This is a genomic window from Nostoc sp. DedQUE09, assembly GCF_034530915.1.
In the GTDB taxonomy this organism is placed as follows: domain Bacteria; phylum Cyanobacteriota; class Cyanobacteriia; order Cyanobacteriales; family Nostocaceae; genus Nostoc.
In genome coordinates this window covers 1-17,811 of record NZ_JAVRCE010000075.1, presented here as the reverse complement: position 1 = coordinate 17,811, position 17,811 = coordinate 1, and the positions used below count along the sequence as shown (strand labels likewise).

Below are 17,811 nucleotides of genomic sequence, written 5' to 3'. Positions count from 1 at the left end.
TTAACACCCTGTAACACTTGGTCGCATAAAGCTGCAAGTCCTGATATCTTGGACAGTGTAGAACGTTTGCCCTACGAAGTACTGTCTTCCTGCTCTTTTTGCTTGGCTTCCCAAGCAGACTTAACCTTGCGAGTGACTTCTTCTTTCTCTTCAGGTTCAAGTTCACGACTTTGTGGAGTAATGCGCTCTGCTTTCTTGCGTTCAATTGCTTCCACCAAGTCTTTGAGTTTAACTTCTCCACTTGCTGGATCAAACCCACTTTTCTTGGCTTTCAAAGCTACTCGAATTGCAGCATCGATAACAGCTTCTCGAATTTCTCGTCCGCATACATCGGTTACTTTCGCTAGCTCATCTATAGAAACATCAGAGGCTAAAGGAAGTTCTTGAGGCAGATGTTTCTGCCAAATCTGATAACGACAGTTCTCATCAGGCATCGGAAAATGAATATGTCGTACACGTGTCTCAAAAGCTACATCATAGTTTTCCACTAGATTGGTGGCGAAAATTACAATTCCTCGAAATTGCTCCAAACGAACCAGTAATTCACTACGCATTGAGTTAATTGCTTGTTCAGAACCAGAATTAACTTCGGTAAGTCTCTTAGATAGTAAAGAATCTGCTTCGTCTATAAATAAAACGGCGTTATCACGTTCAGCAGCATAGAATATAGCCTTGAGATTTTTTGGCCCATCTCCATGAAACTTACTTTCAATATCAGCATAACTAGCCAGTAATATTTTTTTACCAAGACGATTGGCAATGGCATGGGCAGCTAAAGTTTTTCCTGTACCTGGCTTTCCCCAAAAATTTAACACTGTGCTAGGAAAGGGCTGAATTTGTTTAAGATTCCACTTCTCAAAAACAACTGATTCAACCTCTATTGAATCAATGGCTGCTAACAAATTTTCCAGAACTGTTTCGGGAAGAACCAAAAGATCAAAATTGTAAGCTGGAGGTTGAGGTTGATACTGCTGAGACCGTTGCTCTATGGAAATTTCATCTTTCATATCCTTATTGGTCGCGTTTTCACTCTCGACCTGGTTGGAGTTACTTTTATTAAGATTGTGATTAGTATCGATTGTGATATTTACTTTTTTAATTCCTGTATCATCACAAAATGAAGTAATATCTCTAATGAGCCTAGAGCGTAAAACAGCAGCTTTTTCTGCGTGAATATTATCTGGAATGCCTTGAATTTTAACCATAGTTTCCAACTATCAAAACTTTAATATTTTCAAAGAACCTGCAATCCAATTTAAACTAATTTATTTGTCTTAGGTGAGAAAGTGTTTATTACCGTGCAAAAAATCAAACTTGAAAGATAACTTTGGAAGCAATCTCTTAGCATAATATTAATTTTGGTTGAAAGCTTTACTTAAATTAACTTCAAGTTTGATTCTGCAAAAAAGCCTGGTTAAATAATTGACCAAGTATCTACTAATTTTCCAGGTGAAAACCTTTATTATTCATAGACTACAAGTTCACTATTACGATGAAGATTTTGCATTTCTGGATCCATTCTTTCAGACTCAATAGCTCGAACTGCTTTTATCTCGCTCCTACCAGTATCAAAAACACCTTGAACAGTTTTAAAATTGCCCGAATCAAGCTTCTTCTGTAAAGTGAATGCAATATTATCTTTATTTGCCAGCTTTATTTTAGACCTCTCACGAAACCAATTCACAACCTCATTCATCACAAGACGAGCAATAAAAATAGTCGCAATGCCTGCTGTAGCTGTCGTAATGAAAGCTATCCAAAGAAGTGTTTCTAATGCCATAATCATCACCACCTCTACTCAACTATTACTAAATCTTGATCACCAAAAGTCTCAGCAAGTTCGTCATCAAATTTTTCAACAAGAACTTGTCTACCATAGGGAGTGTCATCGGGTTGACAGACAAGCTGATTATCACTGTCTAGGAATACTTGAATAAACATATTTCCTTTCAAATGATAATACTTCAGCATTGCGCCTTTTACTATTTTTGGGTCGGGAGGACGATTCACTACAAAATAGCTAATCGCTTTTTCATACCTCATGATAGGAACAATTTCTGGTTCTAGAGGAATTTTTTGTAATAGACCCCTTATTGAAGTGCGAAACTCATTTGAAGAGCTTTTATAAGATGCTAGAAGTTGCCTTCCTAACTCTTCTAAGCCTGGTACAACATTTGTCATATCAAACTGCTTGGGCTGTTTTGTTGAGATTTCATCTTTATCAAGTTCTCTATCAAAGTTATAATTCATAACTATCTCCAAAAGTGAAACAAATGCAAAATAACATGATTTAAGTCGATTCCTATTGCTATAAATTGATCATGGCAGAAAAAACTTAAATCTGATGATTCAGTTTTATGTCACTTTTGTTTTATTTTATTAGTGTACATAAATGACACAAAAGTGAGGGAAAAGTGACCTGCTTATTATTTCAAAAAAGTATTAATCTTTCTTAAAAAGGAGCCAAATTTTTTAGTATTTAGAAATATAAGTATACCAAAAGACATATTGACAAAAATGAATAAGTAATTTTTAAGCTCGAAATTATGACAACCTAATCGCTACATCCTTTATCAAATAAGCTTTTTAAGCTATTTTATTGCCTCGTCAGAAATAGAGTACGTTCATCCTGTAGAAGATATTTGGTTGCAAGCGAAAAGGCTGATTAGAGAATTTTATTTTTTCTGCCATTCTTTCTCTGCTGTCAAAGCTTTATTTGAGTTGTCAGTAGATTGCAAATTTTTGAAATCTCAAAACACCACGAATATGGTGTTTTCTCATAAATGATTTTGGATAGTTAAATATGAGTACAATATGGGCGGCTTCTGAAGAAGGAATACAACTGGTTAAGACGGCCATCAAATCTAAAGGATTGTCACAAACGGATTTTTGTAAAAAACTTCAGACTGAAGCTGGTATTTCAAAAAGCACTTATGACAGATTGTGCAGAGGAGAAAACATTAGATTAGAGAACTTGGAAGTTATTTGTGACCTTTTAAAATTGGATGTTGAAAAAGTTAAGAAAATCTTAGTATCTTCCTCTTTGGAGAGTATACCAGATATACCTGTTTTTTATGGTAGAGACAAAGAATTAGCTGAACTCAAATCACAGATTACTAATAACCAACGTGTGGTTATTATTTCAGGTATTCCAGGCGTTGGTAAAACATCGATTTCAGTTAAAATAGTTAATCACTTCATGGAAGAGCAAGGTAAATTTAAACACTTTTTTTGGAGAGATGTTAAGAATAGCCGAGATTTGAAAGACCTAATATATTCTATTTTAGAACCTTTTGTAACTGAAAAAGAATTGAATGAAGTCCATAGTAGTAATGATGGAGGAATTTTTCAATTAACTAAATTTCTCATGAAAGAACCTTGTTTAATTATATTAAATAGTTGGAACGATTTGTTCAAAGAACGTGAACTAGCAGGTTGTTATAAAGAAGGTTTTGAAGATTATGGAGAACTATTAAAACGGATTGCTAAAATTAACCACAACAGTTGCATAGTTATCACAACATCAGAAGAACCTAGAGAACTTACAGAACTACAAAACAACTCGCAAATCTACTCTATGAAATTAGAAGGATTGGATTTAAATAACTATCAAAATCTATTTAATAGCATTCCTAACAACTCAGAAATAATAACTGGTGAAGTTATTGACTTTTGTAAAGGTAATCCACTTGCAATGAGGATATTTGTTAACAAATGTCAAAGTTTGTTGGGTGATGGTAAAAAAATAAATATAAATCAACTCAAGACATTTTTTTACGATGATTGGGTTGAATTGCAATATAAGCGCTTATCAGATATAGAGCAAAATATCGTTGATTTTTTTACCCTTAAGAATGGAGTCTCTAAAAGGGCGTGTCTATTTCAAGAAGATAATTTTAATTTATTAAAAACAACTTATACGGATGGGGATTTGGATAGGGGAATTTATTCTTTAATTAAACGAGATTTAATACACATAATAGAAGGCGATGAAATCTATTATGAACTCAATTACTATATTTTGAACTATGTAGTAGTTGTATTGTGGACTGAAGAAATCAAGAAAATAGGCACTGTTCCTAATACTAGAATTTTTGATCTTCAAATTCCAATAGAAGATGTTAGTATACTTGGTGATAACCAGTCTCCCAAAACAATTGATGGAATAAGAAGGGAAATAGAAAATATTATCAAAGACGACAAATTAACTGTATCAAAGAAATGGGATAAAATTAAGCAATTGCAAATATAGGATATGCTTTAAGAGCCTCTATTTCCGTTTTTGCACTCTTGCGGCTCAATGCCCAAACTTGCCCACTAGACTAAAATCTAACTAACGGGACTTAAACATTTTTGAGGCAGAAATAAGCCTCAAAACCATGCAGGGCAAGGAAAATACACCAAAGGGTCAAAAATACTTGAAACCCAGATATATCAAGAAACTAAGCTAAACGATGTCAAAGTCTCTCTGTATATACATTTGAGTTTTTTTCTGGTTACTTTTTGTCTAAGTTACATAGTTGGGCTAAGGCTAGCATTACGCCTTGTTAGCTGGGAAATATAACGACTGAAACGAGGAGCAGTACCAAATGCGAAATTACTCAACATTTGTCAGCGTCTCCAGTTGTGCCAGCAGTTTTTCAAGAAGCTTGCGCTTCTTAGGATCTGACCAAATACGGGACTTCCTTAGTTTGCTAGTCGCAGCAGTAAAGCGCTCTTTGTAATCGTTAGACTCGGTATTTTCGGTAGAGGCGGCGGCTTTCTTCTCACTAATGCGCTGCTTGATTTCGCTTAAAGACCAGTTGTTGGCAATAGCTTGTTCTAAAAACTCAACGCGCTCATTCAACTGGGGAATCTGGGCGATAGCTCTAGCTTGGTGTACTCAAGTGAGCCAAAGCGTAGTGCCTCAAGGATGCCTTCTGGTCTTAGGGAACTAGCTCAAAGCCCATGCCCACATGAGTGAAGTGAGCATCTTCGGTGAGGATTGTTGTAATGTTACATTCTTGCATAACGACCATTGAGGTCAAGTCAGTAAAAGAAATCAAGGGCTTGTCGAGAAATTTAGAACGGAGTACTTGGGTTTGGGCAAAGCGTTCTTCAGTAATGCGTATTAAATAAAAGTTATCGGCTAAAAAAGCTGACAGCAGCGCTTTCATAGATTGGTCGGCTATTGGTGCAGGGAGTCGTCGAAAAAATATTGTGAATGTTTCGTCAAGAACGTAGTCAGTTGTATAAATTTGTCCTTTTTGAGCAATGGCACGTTGGTAAGCTTGTGTGGCTTCTTGGTAATAGCGTTCACTTTTGTCGTGGAGCGTAAGCCAACCCCAAGTATCAATGAAAAACTTAGTCGCCATAGAGTTCCAAGTCTAAGTTGGCAGCCAGGGAGCCGTGAGATACTGCACCGATGAAGTTTGCCAGGGGGTCGCTACTGTCAGTGGGGGGGGTGGAATCTGGTGATTTCTGGGTACGTGCAAGCTGTTGAACATACTGCAACACATCTGCAAGGTGCTGCTCTGGTAGTTGTTCAATCGCTTCAAAAATGGCTTGTTTGGTTGTCATAGCAATGACTTAATAATGTTGCTTTCTTATATAAAGTCTACTGCTGAAATTACCGTCTTAGCTAGGACTTCTCTTATTCTGATACACTTCAATAAACTGGAAACTAAAACCGAATCGGTTGACCCTACCTCAACGTATCTTCTAGGAATAATGCCAGTGTCAACTTCTGACCCTCCATGCCGCATTATCGCCCTGTTTAACCAGGCGGGTGGTGTTGCCAAATCGACACTAACCCAAAATTTGGGATATCACCTAGCACGACGAAAACATCGCGTCCTCCTCATCGACGTAGACCCCCAAGCGTCCTTGACCAAATTCATGGGGTTAGTGCCATCTCAGTTACAAAAAACTGTTGCTCATGCTATACATTCAAACCTAACTAAGAGCGAATCTCTCCATGTTGCCGAATGTGTTCAACTAAGCGCTTGGTTTCACCGCCAGCTAATTCTAGTTCCCTGAGATTGCCCACCAAAATAAACAATTCCCTTGCCCTACTAACGGCGGTATTTAGTAAATTAGGTTTCCGGTTAAGGAACCAAAAACTATGCTCTTGGTGGCACTGGTAAGGAGAAAAGATGATGGCTGCTTTTTCTCCTCCCTGGAAAGTGTGAACTGTGCCAATATCATCCCAAGAAAAGTTTCGCCAACGATTAGATAGTCGATACTTGAGCGCGTTAGCTTGCTGCAAAAACGGCGACATCACCCCAATTGTCTTTGAGTTGTCATCCGAGTTAATAGAGTAGCCCTGCTTCAGCAAAGACGCGATCGCAGTTTCTACAGCATCGATTTCTTCTGGATTGGTGTGATTTAAATGGCTTCCTTCGACGTGGTAAGCCAGCAGATGCTTGACCGTTGCAGTCTGCTGATCACCTGAAAGGATTTGCAGACCACCGGGATAGTTGGGGCTGCAAAACTGAATAATGGGTGGGGTGCAACGGTAATGATTTCTCAGAATAATGCCATTGCCATTGTCGCCTTCAGTACCACTAGCACCAGCAGCGCGATGATAAGCGGTAGCCGTGTATTTGGCAGTGGGGGCATAGCGATAATAGTCTTCATTCCCCATACCCCGATCCAGAAAGGCAGTTTTCAGATATTGCTTGATGCTATCGTCGCTCATGTTAACGATTGGCTCAATTTGTTGGGGGTCGCCAGCCACTACTGCCCGTTGCGATCGCACTAGCAAAGGAAATAATTGATGTATGAGAGTTGTCCCCGCTTCATCCACCAATGCCAGCTTGATGATATTAGGCTGAAGAATTGGCAACATATTACGCATTGATTGGAGGGTGGAGGTAATGACCGGGAAAATCAAACTCAAGTCACGGAAGATGGCATCACCATCTGTTGACAGTTTGATCAATGCCTCTCCGTCTCCCGTCAAGACGCTGCCATAAGTTGACAATGCCCTCATAACGCTCTCCTTGCGTCGGAGAACTTCTTGCAATAGAAACGCCCAGGCACGTTGAAACAGTTCGACCTGTAATTGGTGGTGGTCACGGTAAAAACGACTGTAGAAATTCCCTTGTGGGTAACTATCGATTTGTTTCTGAATTTGCTGATGTTCTGCTTGTTTTAACTCTAGTTCCTTATTTAAAGCTGTTAGCTGGGTTTGAATTTCAGTTACTCCCCGGTTAAGATTCTGCCATTGCTGTGAAAAATCTAGTTTTTGGTTAACAGAAGCCTGGGCTGCGGTTAAACTAGGGTGGTCAAGGGGGGTCTGAAAAGGATACCCTGTCGCCAAGGTGTTTAACACAGCTGCGTTGATCCGCAAAGCCAACCGCCGAAAAATTCGCTGATCGGTAGTAGCATTAAGCCAGTTCAAGGCGCGTTTGCTAATAGAGTCAGACTCTTTTGGTAGTTCGCGTTCTGCCTGGGATAATGCTTCTTGTATTTGGTGGTAGGCATCAATGGGAAAATTTGCATAATCTGCCAAACTTGATAGCTGTTCAGTTAGGGCTTGTAACTTGGAATCAGTAACAGCAATCTCGTTATTGAGGGATTGGATTTCTAGATCCAGTTGTGATCGCCGTTCGGTATCAGTAACTTTTTGAGCAGTATTCAAGCGGTCTTGCTCTTGGAGTTGCTGAATTTCACTTTCGGCTTGCAGTAATTCGAGTTTGGCTTGCTCCCAAGCAGATTGATTAAATTCAGCATTACGCAGCCAATCTTGGGTTGATTGCAGTTTGGGTAGGGTTTCCTTACGGATATTAGTTTGGTTCCCGCCTGGAAGATAAAACTGTTGAGCAGGAGAATCTATAGCCAGTCGTTGTTGGAATTTTTTAACGGTGCTGTTATTAGCGCCGACAAAGAATATTAAATTATTTACATCATCAAGACCCTGAACAAGTCGTAACGCTCGATTTACTACTTGCTGTGCTATGAGGTGCAGAAACACCTCCGTTTTTCCATTCCCTGGTGGCCCACAAACAGCAGTTAGTAAATTCTCCTGGGCGTGTTTGAGGACAGAAGCTTGAAATTCGTCAGGTGCGTGTGAAGGGAAAGCACCCCAGAATATCACCTCATCTCTGGGTAACTGTGGCTGACCACAGAGATACTGCATCGCTGGGTGAGTTTCAGTTAGCCATTCTGCCTTAGAGTCAGGTTGTTGCAGTTCCTTAAATATTTCTTGTAGGTCAAGTTTCAGGAGGGCGTTATAGGGTGTAAAGTCGCAGCGTAGCAAATAAGGTTGCCGAGAGGTTTTGTATTTTCCTTCGGGTAAGTCCACCAGTTCAAGAAAGTCTCGAAGCGTTGGGAATCTTCCTTTAAATGTATCTTCTAAAAATTTCAAAATTCCTGAAGCAACAATCAGTGATTCGGTTTGCTCCTCCTCTAGTCCGTACAGCCGCATTAAATTAACAACCACTGGCTGAAACTCGTACTCGGTCAAGTCCCAGCCAGTTTTGCGGTAATTACCTTTTAAGATGGGTGAAATATCGATGGTGAACAGAGGCAAGTATTTCAGCTTTTGGTCTTTGCCCTTGCCGTTGATTCTATAGATTTGTGGGAAAGCAACAGCCATCTGAACATCATTTTTGTTCCCTCTTTTAGCTGCTTGCTGCTGTTGCTGGAATTGCGTAAATACTTCGCTATCTAACAGTAGCTTGTTGCCAACAAGCTGCACTCCCTTATCTACTACTTTTGAATAGATATCTGAAGAACGCTCGACTTCAGCTTGAGTCAGTTCTTCTAACCTGATATAGCCTAACCAAGCTTGTACTATCTGGATAAGTTTTTCTGACTCTAGCATGGTCACTTAAACATGAATCTTAGGCACTAAAGCTTAGTATAAAAAATATTTGAGCCTTTTGCCTTCTACGTCCTGGTTTTGGTATGTCAGGTTACTCAACATTTGTCAGCGTCTCCAGTTGTGCAAGTAGTTTTTCTATTTGCTTGCGTTTCTTAGGGTCTGACCAAATACGGGACTTTCTTAGTTTAGTAGTCGCAGCAGTAAAGCGCTCTTTGTAATCGTTAGACTCGGTGTTAGAGGTAGATGCTGCGGCTTTCTTGTCACTAATGCGCTGTCTGATTTCGCTTAAAGACCAGTTGTTTGCAATAGCTTGTTCTAAAAATTCAACGCGCTCATCTAATTTCTGAATCTGGGCGATGGCTTTGGCTTTGGTATACTCAAGTGAGCCTTCCCTTAGCGCATCAAGGATATCTTCTGGGAGGTTTAACAAGGGCAGGCGGTTCTTAACGAAAGATTCCCAGGTCATTAACCCTAAACCATCAAACACTCCTTCAACGATTTTGAGGTCTTGGTTGACAGCAGGCTCATGATTAAGGGCTGAATCATCCGTTTCGGTTTCGCCCATAACGTTATGGGTAGATAATTCAATATCACCTTCATCGTCACTGATAGCGTTATTAGTAGACTCAGTTTCAACTTCGCCCATAACGTTATGGGTAGGTTCATCACCTACGCCAACGGAAGCGCCCATAACGTTATGGGTAACTGTAGATGCTTTGTTTTGTAGGCGTTGTAGACGATACAGGAATGGGGGGATATCCTCAACACTTCGACCTAGTTTGAGAGACAGCAGTTGCAGGATACCTTCAGTTTCTTCAACTGGGTTGAGGTCTTCCCGAAGTAAGTTTTCTATAAGTGCAAATTGAAAAGCTGCGTTGTCGTCTAACTCTCTAATGACGACAGGGACAACTTTCAGTCCAATTTCCTTGGCAGCACGATAGCGCCGCTCTCCTGCGACTAATTCGTGTTTTCCACCATCAACGGGGCGTACTAAAAGCGGTTGCAGGATGCCATGCTGTTTTATGGATTCGGTTAACTGCTTTAATGCTTCCGTATCAAAGTAACGGCGTGGTTGATTAGGTGGCAGAATAATCTGGTCTAATGGGATAGTCTGGGAAGAATCGGCATTAATAACGCCTGTGGTGTCCCAAGGTACATCAATTTTGCTTTTGAGGGGCTGACTGGCTTTAGTGCGTCTCATTTTAAGGATTCTAAACTAACGGCTATTTTTTTCAAGATGGCGACAGATGGGTGCTTTGGTTCATAAACTGCAAGGGGCATTCGTTCCTCTGAAGCATCAACAAAAGCAGTAGAGCGAGGAATGGGGGCAAAGACAGTTCCGGCGCTGGCTAGTTGTTCGGTAATGGCTGCTAGGGTACGAGTGTCCTGGGAGTTCCGGGCATCGTATTTTGTCGGCACGAATCCAGCTATTTGCAGTTTGCGGTTTGGTTTGTTGCGTACTGTAGCAACCGTTTTTAATAATTCGCCTGTTCCCTCAAAGGCTTTGAAATGAGTTTCCAAAGGCACTAGAACATGAGTAGCGGCTACAAGCGAGATATAAGAGAGTAAACCTAAGCTGGGAGGGCAATCTATTAGGATGAAATCGTAATTGTCTTGGATTGGTTCAATAGCTTCTCTGAGGCGGAAATCGCGCATAGAAGCACTAACCAATTGCATTTCTGCCGTACTCAGAGAGATGTTAGCAGGTGCTAAATCCATGCCGTGAATCCCCTCATGAATTGGCAGGGGTTGTTCATCCACAATGGCATTGTTGACAGTTTGCTCTATCTCTCTTGGAACCAAGCCCATAAAAATAGTTAAGCTGGCTTGGGGGTCGATGTCGATGAGCAGAACACGATGACCCAATTGCGCTATTTGGTAGCCCAGGTTTTGGGTAAGGGTGGTTTTGGCAACACCTCCCGCCTGATTAAATACTGCGATGATTCGGCTCATAAGTGAGTTGGTTTACCTGCCCCGTTACAATTAAAGATAACTGTTGATCGGGCAATCGGTACTGTTTATTTAGGGATGGGGTAAATCTCACTACTAATATACAACTCATACCAAGTTTTATCTGTAATTCCAGTGAAGGCTAATTGTAGCGATCGCTGATGCTGTTAACTTCTTTCCAAGTTTTAAGAATTCGTGGCTCTTGCAGGCTTGCGAATCTAGTTTGGCTCTGACAACACAATTGGCGTGATTTCACCTTACCGCCGTCAAGTAAATGCCCTGACTCAACGTTTGCAATCTCGATGGTCAGATTTTTCCCCCAAGAGCATTGGCACAGTTCATACTTTTCAAGGTGGTCAAAAGTCAGTAACAATTTTCTCGACTCGCCAATGTAGGCATCACCGTGCCAATTTGGGAAAATCGTACGCTAAGGAATTGAGACTAACCTGAATGCTATGAAAATACCTTGTTTTGAGCAAACGGCATACCTCTATTCTTCATTTTTGACTCGAATTAGTCTTTTTGATGGTGCAGAGTACTAGCAATACTCTGCACCAACAAAAAATTAACACCTCAAATCTAGACAGACAAAGACGTTCAGCCTTAGCGTACGATTTTCCCGTTTTGGCACGGTGACGCCTGACTGGAAACCCTTGCCCTGTCAGGGTTAGATAATTTGTTACTTCCCTTTACAATGTCTTACTTTCGAGATTTAAGAACTCGTTGCGAATCATGCAGCAACCCGAAGTGGAAGGGGCGGGCTTGCTCCCCTGGGCGGCCCCTTCAAGTCCTTATCCATCCTCAGTAGTAAAGAAGGCTCAAGGTAAGTTCTTCTTTAAGTAGTCTGATGAACATTCCTTCAATGCGCGAACTACACTACCTAAATCATCCCCAAAATTATCGCTAGGTAAACCTGCGGCTCGTTTAAATGCATTTTCCATGCGCTGATAAAGCTGAAAATCTGTACCCATATAAAACACAATTTCTCGCCCAAAAGTCCGAAGAAACTGTCTTAAATCCTTACCTGACTTACCTAAAAACTTGCTAATAGCCCATTGAAAAGCATCTGACCTAATCTCTTGAGCAAGTGCTGATTTACTTGAATTATCTAATTTAAGAATCAGTTTTTTCAGAATAGATTCTCCCAGGATTTGCACACTAATGCCTTCAAAAAATGTCGGATCTGAGAGAGTTTGCTCAAACATATGCACAAATGTTTCAACTCCACCTCTATCTAACCGAACATGGTCAACTTCTCGATAAGCTAGTGGCTCTTGAATATAAGGGTCATCTGAATCTGGTAGTTCAGTCTTAAGTAATTCGTAAGCATTAACAATACCTGCTCCCCAATTAGTCGTGTCCCATCCAGCAGGTTGATCGCAAGTTTCTCGCAAAAGCTGATCAAAAACTAGAGGAATTCTAGCTGGAATTTTATAGATTTCTATCAGCTTATCCCAGCCGTGACGAGATAACCATAGTGCTGCAACTCCAGCTACTAGGGGTGCTGCATAGGAAGTACCAGTTCTGGGTTTCACAGTATAAGAGATTTTCCCATCCTTCTTAGTAGCCGTTGCAACGTAGATAAACTCACCCGGTGCAGCCACATCGACTCGGCTACCGATCGCAGAATGCTTGGCGATCGTTTGATTAAAAGTGCTGGATGCAACAGCAATTACTTTATCATATACAGCAGGCCAAATTGCAAATGGCACTCTATTACCAGCAGCTGCTACTACAATAATTCCTTTCCTTTGGGCGTTAATAATTGCTCTGTGGACAGAGAGTGTAGGATATCCCCCTAAACTAATTGAGATGACACGAATATTCTCCTTTTCAGAGTTTTCTGCTGCATCATTAATGGCTTGAGCTAAGTTAGGAGAAAAAATTTCAAAATCTAAACTAGTAGGCCCTAACCTATATGGTTTTACTGTCGCACCGGGAGCAACTCCTGTGACAAAATTCTTACCTTTTTTATCTTTGATTTGTTGTCCTTCAGGGCTAACCATTAAACTTGCTGTAGCAGTACCATGCCAGAGAGCAACGGGAAAATCTCCATTTTCTTGGACATAGTTTAGCACCTCTTCTATGGTAATTTGTTCTTTCCCACCCTCTATATATTGATCCTTTTTTTCACCGTCATTATATTGATCGAGATTGAGTGTACGATCTAGTTCGGGATGGGGTAAATAACCTGTATCAGGGTGAGCAATTACAATACCTTTGCCGGCGTTCCTGCTATGATTGCCAAAAAACTCTTGCCAAGCCTCTCTCACTTGCATCTGCTCTAGATGCCATTCACAATTTGGGGGGAAATTTTTAGTTATAGGTCTTTGTCTATATATAGGAAATTTTCTTCTAGTCTTGATAATAGATGGGTTTTGTTCAGCATTAGTACCAGCATCAGTCTCAGAATGCTTAGTCTCATCGCTGGGATCTAAGAGTGCAAACCTCGGTTCAACATAGCTTACTTTGTCGAGCCTTCGTAATAAATAAGTTAAGTCCCATGCTTCTGCCACCGATAGCTCAGACTCAGATGTGATGGTAATTTCTAGCAAATCTGGATTACAGTCATACCAACTATAATGCTGATTATTGTTTTTATTAAAATTGACACATTCTAAATAGGGTGCTACTGCTTCTAAAATATTTTCTTTATCTTCACTTTCAATAAATTGAATTGTAAAACCGAGAAATTTAGCTTGAAGCTTTGCGTGTTGAATATCCTGTATTTCCTGGGTTTCTGAATTATTATCCTTCATATTATTACCGGATATATTACTGATTAATAGCGTTAACTTAGATGTTACTGAGCAACTGCACCGATTTTATTAACTGGCCAAAAACGAAATGTTACTAAGCCATCTATCTGTTTTTTAGGAATTAAATGAATATTAAATTTATCATTTTTATTTTTATCGTTTGTAATATTTACTGTCACCAAATACATATTTTTGGGTACTGTTATTGAAGAACCATGATTTTTTAAATATTCTAAAAAATCTGGATAAGCAAGATAATTAGAATTATTTAAAATTTTGTCATTGATATAAATATTGCCATCTTTAATCTTTATCTTTTCTCCTGGAATTCCCAAAACTTGTTTAACAGCCCGCGTATATTTAAAACCTGCTTCTCTCATGTCAGTTGTAGGTTTAAATGAAATAATATCCCATCTTTGTAATTCTCCAAAATGAAATCTAACTCTATCAATGATTAAGCGATCGCCTGTATTTAACCTCGGACTCCACCTTTCTGCTAATGAAGGTGGTACTCTCCAAGTATTTATAGTTAAAGGTAGTAGAAAACTAAGTAATAAAGCAGCTATGATCGAGATAGTAATTAAGGCATTATTCAATCTGGTAATTTTGATATTTTTTGAAAAAATAGTTGTTTTAAAGTCTTGATTTAAAGCAATTCTTCTTCGCAGTAAATCATGAATAAATTGATATCCTCCACCTGTCTTTTGTATAAACATCTGCTCAGTAGCATAATTGAGAAAATGAGTATAGTTCCAGGGTATTTGTCTATTTCGCCAAAGCATCAAGCGTATAGTCAAGTGTTGTATACATGCCATGCCACCAGCGTAGAGACTAACACAACCTAATAGTGCTGAAAGAGGTGTAAAAAACTCATTTAATATAGCTTGCGGCAGAATGATGACGGTGAAAGTAACTAAAGTGATTAAACCAGATATACTGGCTGATTGCCACACTCCTTGATTTGTATCAGTGAAATTATTTAAATTTGCATTGGTTTCATCGTCTAGTTTTTTGGAATCAACTAATCCCACCAAAATTGCACTAATGACAGCGATCGCTAAACCTGTGTTCAACCCCATCAGTAAAAAATATTGTAGGCTGCTGGCAACTAGACCGAGTGGTGTACCAATCAGCCAAATGATTACTCCGATCAGGAGGCTACTGATCAGCCCTGCAAAGGCAGCTTTCCATGCTTTTCTAAAAGACCACGATCGCCTAATAGCTGTGAATAACTGAATTTCAAAATTGAGACTGGCAATTACTCCTAGTACACCAATCGTTAATCCAATGAGCATTTGGAAGCTTAGCTGACCGGCTATTAAACCTAGGGGGAACCCATAAACCCACTCAACAATCAATCCGGCAATTAACCCGGCTGCAAGGGGATAGATCCGGCGTTGCATTCCTGGTTTGAGCCAACTGGGCTTAATTTGTTCAATGAGAAATTGGGTTTGGGATTCTTGGATTGTTCGCTGCGCCAAGAACTTTAACCAGTGCAGAGTGAGATTTCTGGAATAGGGGCGATCACGGTGTTTGCGTTCAAATATCCGATCGATATATTTGTCCCAAAGATGCTGCTGTCGTGTTTCTAGATTCATCGCAGAAAATTCTGAAGCTGGCACATCTTGATATGCTAATGCCATGATGCTTAACATTAGCGGTGTTTGCGCTAATTTTTGCAGCACGGGGTCGGTTTGCATTGCTATTTGGACTCCGTGCAATTCTTCTGTGGCTTGATTTAGGTAATTTTCAATTTGCTCAGATGTCAAAGGTTGGAGAAGAATAGCATTCTGAAACCGCAGCCGCAGGTATTGAGAGACGTTTTCATAAGCTTTAATCCGACTACTAACAATGATTTCCGTGCGTCCATAATCTTGACTAAATTGGTTGATGGCTTGTACACAAGATTCTCTAAGTTCTTCTCTCACTTCGTCTAAGCCATCTAATAAAAGCAGTAATTGTTGATTTTCAATCCAGTTTTGACTAATAACTTTGGGGATTTTGTAGATGCCAGTTTCAAATTCTTTGACTAACCAATCTACCATTTTGCATCTTTCCTGAACCCAAGATGAAAAATTAAACACCACTGGAATTGGTGCTTGAGGGTCTTGCTTGGCGCGTTCAATTAATTCGCTGGCAATTTCTAGCATTGTTATGGTTTTACCAGAACCAGGTTGGCCTAATATCAGCAGAGTCCGACCAACTCCCAATTCATCGAATTTTGCGATCGCCTTCATCCCTGGTGGCAAAAATTGCCGTAGATGTTCTGGTGTTTCCGATACTAAATCGATCGCATCTAACCGTTCTTCTAATCCTAGTTCTATCTTGATGCGGCTGTAGAGTGATCGCTCCATTACGCCTTTAATCCAATAATTGTGGACTTTGTTCAGCAAGGCTTGGCGATTTAAATCTTCTTGTCGAGTTTGGCGATTGTCTGAATCTTTCTTTTGCGGGTTAAAATAAATTGTTACATCTTTGAAGATGTTCCCAGTTCCCTGATGTTGGGTACTATCTCTTCCAGCCTGACCCACCTGACCGGAAATAGAAGAGTCATCAATATTAGTTCGTTGATTTGGTTCAGGCGATGACGGCTGATTCACCTTTTAATTATCCTCACAAACCGAAGAAATTGGGAGCAACACCTAACCAAGGAAGTAACTGAGTCAGAATCGATGTAATTTGCTGCCACAGTTTTTTTGCTGATTCAATTGTGGCACTACTTTCTTTAAGAAACTTGGTTGCTTTTTGTAAACTTTTAGCTGCATAGTCTTTGTCTGGTTCTTCTTCTGTTGCGGCTTCTTTTACTGCTGCTAAATGAGCGATCGCTTTGCTTTTACGCTCTTCAGGTATTGTTGATTGTTTAACTAGAGTTTCTATTTGACTAATTAACTCTACTACTTCTATGACATTAAGTTGTTTTTCAGCCTGACTATGATAAATCTGTTGTGTTTGGCTGAGGTTTCCACCTGCTTGACCAACTTGACCGGAGATTGTGCCACCGCTAATAGTAATAGATTGGGGAAGAGAAGATTTCACTTCTGGCTGCGGTTTTAATTTATCTGTTTCTACAAATTCCGGGAGACTAGTTTTCTCTAAAACTGTTTTTTCATTCACAATCCATCGCCTTTTTTTCAGTACGGGAGTCAGGGCTTCTGATTCGCCTGCTGAGTTTTTAATTCCTTCTAAAGCTATGGCGTTGCAGCCTAATCGATAGGCGTCTTCATAGGAACGTCCAGCAGCTAGGGCATCATAAAATCCGATGGCAAATTGAATTGCTGCTGTGTCTAGAATTGCCTGATTCATGCCTATGACATAATCAATGTGGCGATGAATGGCGATCGCTTGTTCTTCTGAATAACAGGCATTGAGCAGGACACATTCAACATAGTCTTTACATAACTCAAACAGTCCCGCTAATGCCTCACTACTAACAAACTGTTTCTGCCGCGATTCTGTTTCTAAAATCAAACCATAATTGCCTGATCCATGCCCAGAAAAGTGGACAATTTGTGGTTTTGAGTGCAACAATTCTCGGCGCAGATCCTCTACCCTTGCAGCCCACCGGATGGTGATTTCAAATGATTGGTGATTGATTGTCCGTTCTAAGGCTTGCTCGACTTGATGTAGCTCTCGATCCAATTCTAAAGGCGGTGTGTTCTTTTCTTGAGGATTGGCTAACAATATGAGGATTTTTTTCATATTGAACTCACCACAGGACTTTTCAACATATGTAATCTTGAGATCTTGCTCTCATCAATAAATAGGTTAACCAATATTGATGATACTAAAAATTTCCGTATATACACTGCTGTAACAAGGAATATTTGGTTGTATTACACGTTAAAATAGGGTTTCTCAGTCTCGTATTTTATTCATGAATCGGTGTTCTAGAACATCGAAGCAAACACAATTGGCATCCAAGTACTGTGGTTAGTTTCGTTAAAATTACACGACAAGAGTGAAAGTTGGCAGCGCTCCTGAGAGACTTAACGGGAAAAGTCAGCTTTTGAGCAAAACTCTATCTTTTTCATATTACTTTATACTACTTTTGTAACCTAAAACCTGCACTCCACTTTTGAATTACACCAAAGCTTGCTGTAAATACCACTTATTACATAGGTTTTATGTAGATTACAAGTATTGAAATAGTAGTTCTAAATACCTTGCTCAACTGGTAGCTGTTGGGTAGCTCAACTGGTGACACACCGCTACCAGTTGAGTAGTAAAAAAGCAAGTTGTTGAAAATTTGATGATTCCCCAACTGGTAGCTATACAGTAGCCCTACTGCTACCA

15 protein-coding genes and 2 pseudogenes are annotated in these 17,811 nt (G+C 39.9%); 4 read left to right on the top strand and 13 right to left on the bottom strand.

The window, feature by feature from the left end; all coding sequences use genetic code 11:
- Positions 1-71: 71 nt before the first annotated feature.
- The 3 genes from RMY27_RS30680 to RMY27_RS30670 form a co-directional block, all read right to left on the bottom strand.
- Positions 72-1,205, bottom strand: coding sequence for an ATP-binding protein (locus RMY27_RS30680; protein ID WP_322668605.1), 1,134 nt, complete (start codon positions 1,203-1,205; stop codon positions 72-74).
- Positions 1,206-1,462: 257 nt separating this feature from the next.
- Positions 1,463-1,780 (bottom strand): hypothetical protein, encoded by a 318-nt coding sequence (locus RMY27_RS30675; RefSeq protein ID WP_322668604.1) that lies wholly within the window; start codon positions 1,778-1,780, stop codon positions 1,463-1,465.
- 14 nt (positions 1,781-1,794) lie between these two features.
- The gene (locus tag RMY27_RS30670) at positions 1,795-2,250 is read right to left on the bottom strand and encodes a hypothetical protein (protein WP_322668603.1); all 456 of its coding nucleotides are present in this window, start codon (positions 2,248-2,250) and stop codon (positions 1,795-1,797) included.
- A gap of 375 nt (positions 2,251-2,625) precedes the next feature.
- Between RMY27_RS30670 and RMY27_RS30665 the strand changes: the two are divergent.
- A pseudogene (locus RMY27_RS30665) lies at positions 2,626-2,783 on the top strand (IS630 family transposase); the annotation flags it as partial.
- A gap of 20 nt (positions 2,784-2,803) precedes the next feature.
- Positions 2,804-4,252 (top strand): NB-ARC domain-containing protein, encoded by a 1,449-nt coding sequence (locus RMY27_RS30660; protein ID WP_322668602.1) that lies wholly within the window; start codon positions 2,804-2,806, stop codon positions 4,250-4,252.
- 345 nt (positions 4,253-4,597) lie between these two features.
- On the opposite strand, the gene RMY27_RS30655 is transcribed toward RMY27_RS30660, so the two are convergent.
- From RMY27_RS30655 to RMY27_RS30645, 3 genes are all read right to left on the bottom strand, one after another.
- A complete protein-coding gene (locus RMY27_RS30655; protein ID WP_322668601.1) occupies positions 4,598-4,846 on the bottom strand; it encodes a hypothetical protein in 249 nt (82 codons plus the stop codon).
- A 79-nt stretch (positions 4,847-4,925) separates the two neighbouring features.
- Entirely contained in the window at positions 4,926-5,354 is a 429-nt protein-coding gene (locus RMY27_RS30650) for a type II toxin-antitoxin system VapC family toxin (protein WP_322668600.1), read from the bottom strand.
- Complete coding sequence (locus RMY27_RS30645) at positions 5,344-5,559, bottom strand: hypothetical protein (RefSeq protein WP_322668599.1); 216 nt, start codon at positions 5,557-5,559, stop codon at positions 5,344-5,346. Before RMY27_RS30645 ends, RMY27_RS30650 begins: the two co-directional genes overlap by 11 nt.
- A gap of 150 nt (positions 5,560-5,709) precedes the next feature.
- On the opposite strand from RMY27_RS30645, the pseudogene RMY27_RS30640 reads away from it, so the two are divergent.
- A pseudogene (locus tag RMY27_RS30640) lies at positions 5,710-5,925 on the top strand (ParA family protein); the annotation flags it as partial.
- Positions 5,926-5,938: 13 nt separating this feature from the next.
- Here the strand turns inward: RMY27_RS30640 and RMY27_RS30635 are convergent.
- From RMY27_RS30635 to RMY27_RS30625, 3 genes are all read right to left on the bottom strand, one after another.
- Entirely contained in the window at positions 5,939-8,809 is a 2,871-nt protein-coding gene (locus RMY27_RS30635; RefSeq protein WP_322668598.1) for a DEAD/DEAH box helicase, read from the bottom strand.
- Between the two features lie 91 nt (positions 8,810-8,900).
- On the bottom strand, positions 8,901-10,010 hold the full coding sequence (locus tag RMY27_RS30630) for a ParB/RepB/Spo0J family partition protein (protein ID WP_322668597.1): 1,110 nt from the start codon (positions 10,008-10,010) through the stop codon (positions 8,901-8,903).
- A complete protein-coding gene (locus RMY27_RS30625) occupies positions 10,007-10,762 on the bottom strand; it encodes a ParA family protein (protein WP_322668596.1) in 756 nt (251 codons plus the stop codon). The genes RMY27_RS30630 and RMY27_RS30625 overlap by 4 nt, the downstream gene beginning before the upstream one ends.
- A 288-nt stretch (positions 10,763-11,050) precedes the next feature.
- Between RMY27_RS30625 and RMY27_RS30620 the strand changes: the two genes are divergently transcribed.
- Positions 11,051-11,209 carry a hypothetical protein gene (locus tag RMY27_RS30620; protein WP_322668631.1) on the top strand — a complete coding sequence of 53 codons (159 nt, stop codon included), beginning with the start codon at positions 11,051-11,053 and terminating at the stop codon, positions 11,207-11,209.
- 368 nt (positions 11,210-11,577) lie between these two features.
- Here RMY27_RS30620 and RMY27_RS30615 read toward each other — a convergent pair whose 3' ends face one another.
- The 4 genes from RMY27_RS30615 to RMY27_RS30600 all read right to left on the bottom strand — a co-directional run.
- A complete protein-coding gene (locus RMY27_RS30615) occupies positions 11,578-13,518 on the bottom strand; it encodes a S8/S53 family peptidase (protein ID WP_322668595.1) in 1,941 nt (646 codons plus the stop codon).
- Positions 13,519-13,562: 44 nt separating this feature from the next.
- Entirely contained in the window at positions 13,563-16,118 is a 2,556-nt protein-coding gene (gene lepB, locus RMY27_RS30610; RefSeq protein ID WP_322668594.1) for a signal peptidase I, read from the bottom strand.
- 13 nt (positions 16,119-16,131) lie between these two features.
- Positions 16,132-17,217: a CHAT domain-containing protein gene (locus RMY27_RS30605; protein WP_322668593.1), complete on the bottom strand. Its 1,086-nt coding sequence runs from the start codon at positions 17,215-17,217 to the stop codon at positions 16,132-16,134.
- A 412-nt stretch (positions 17,218-17,629) separates the two neighbouring features.
- The coding region (locus tag RMY27_RS30600; RefSeq protein WP_322668592.1) for a hypothetical protein at positions 17,630-17,811 on the bottom strand (182 nt) is incomplete at its 5' end.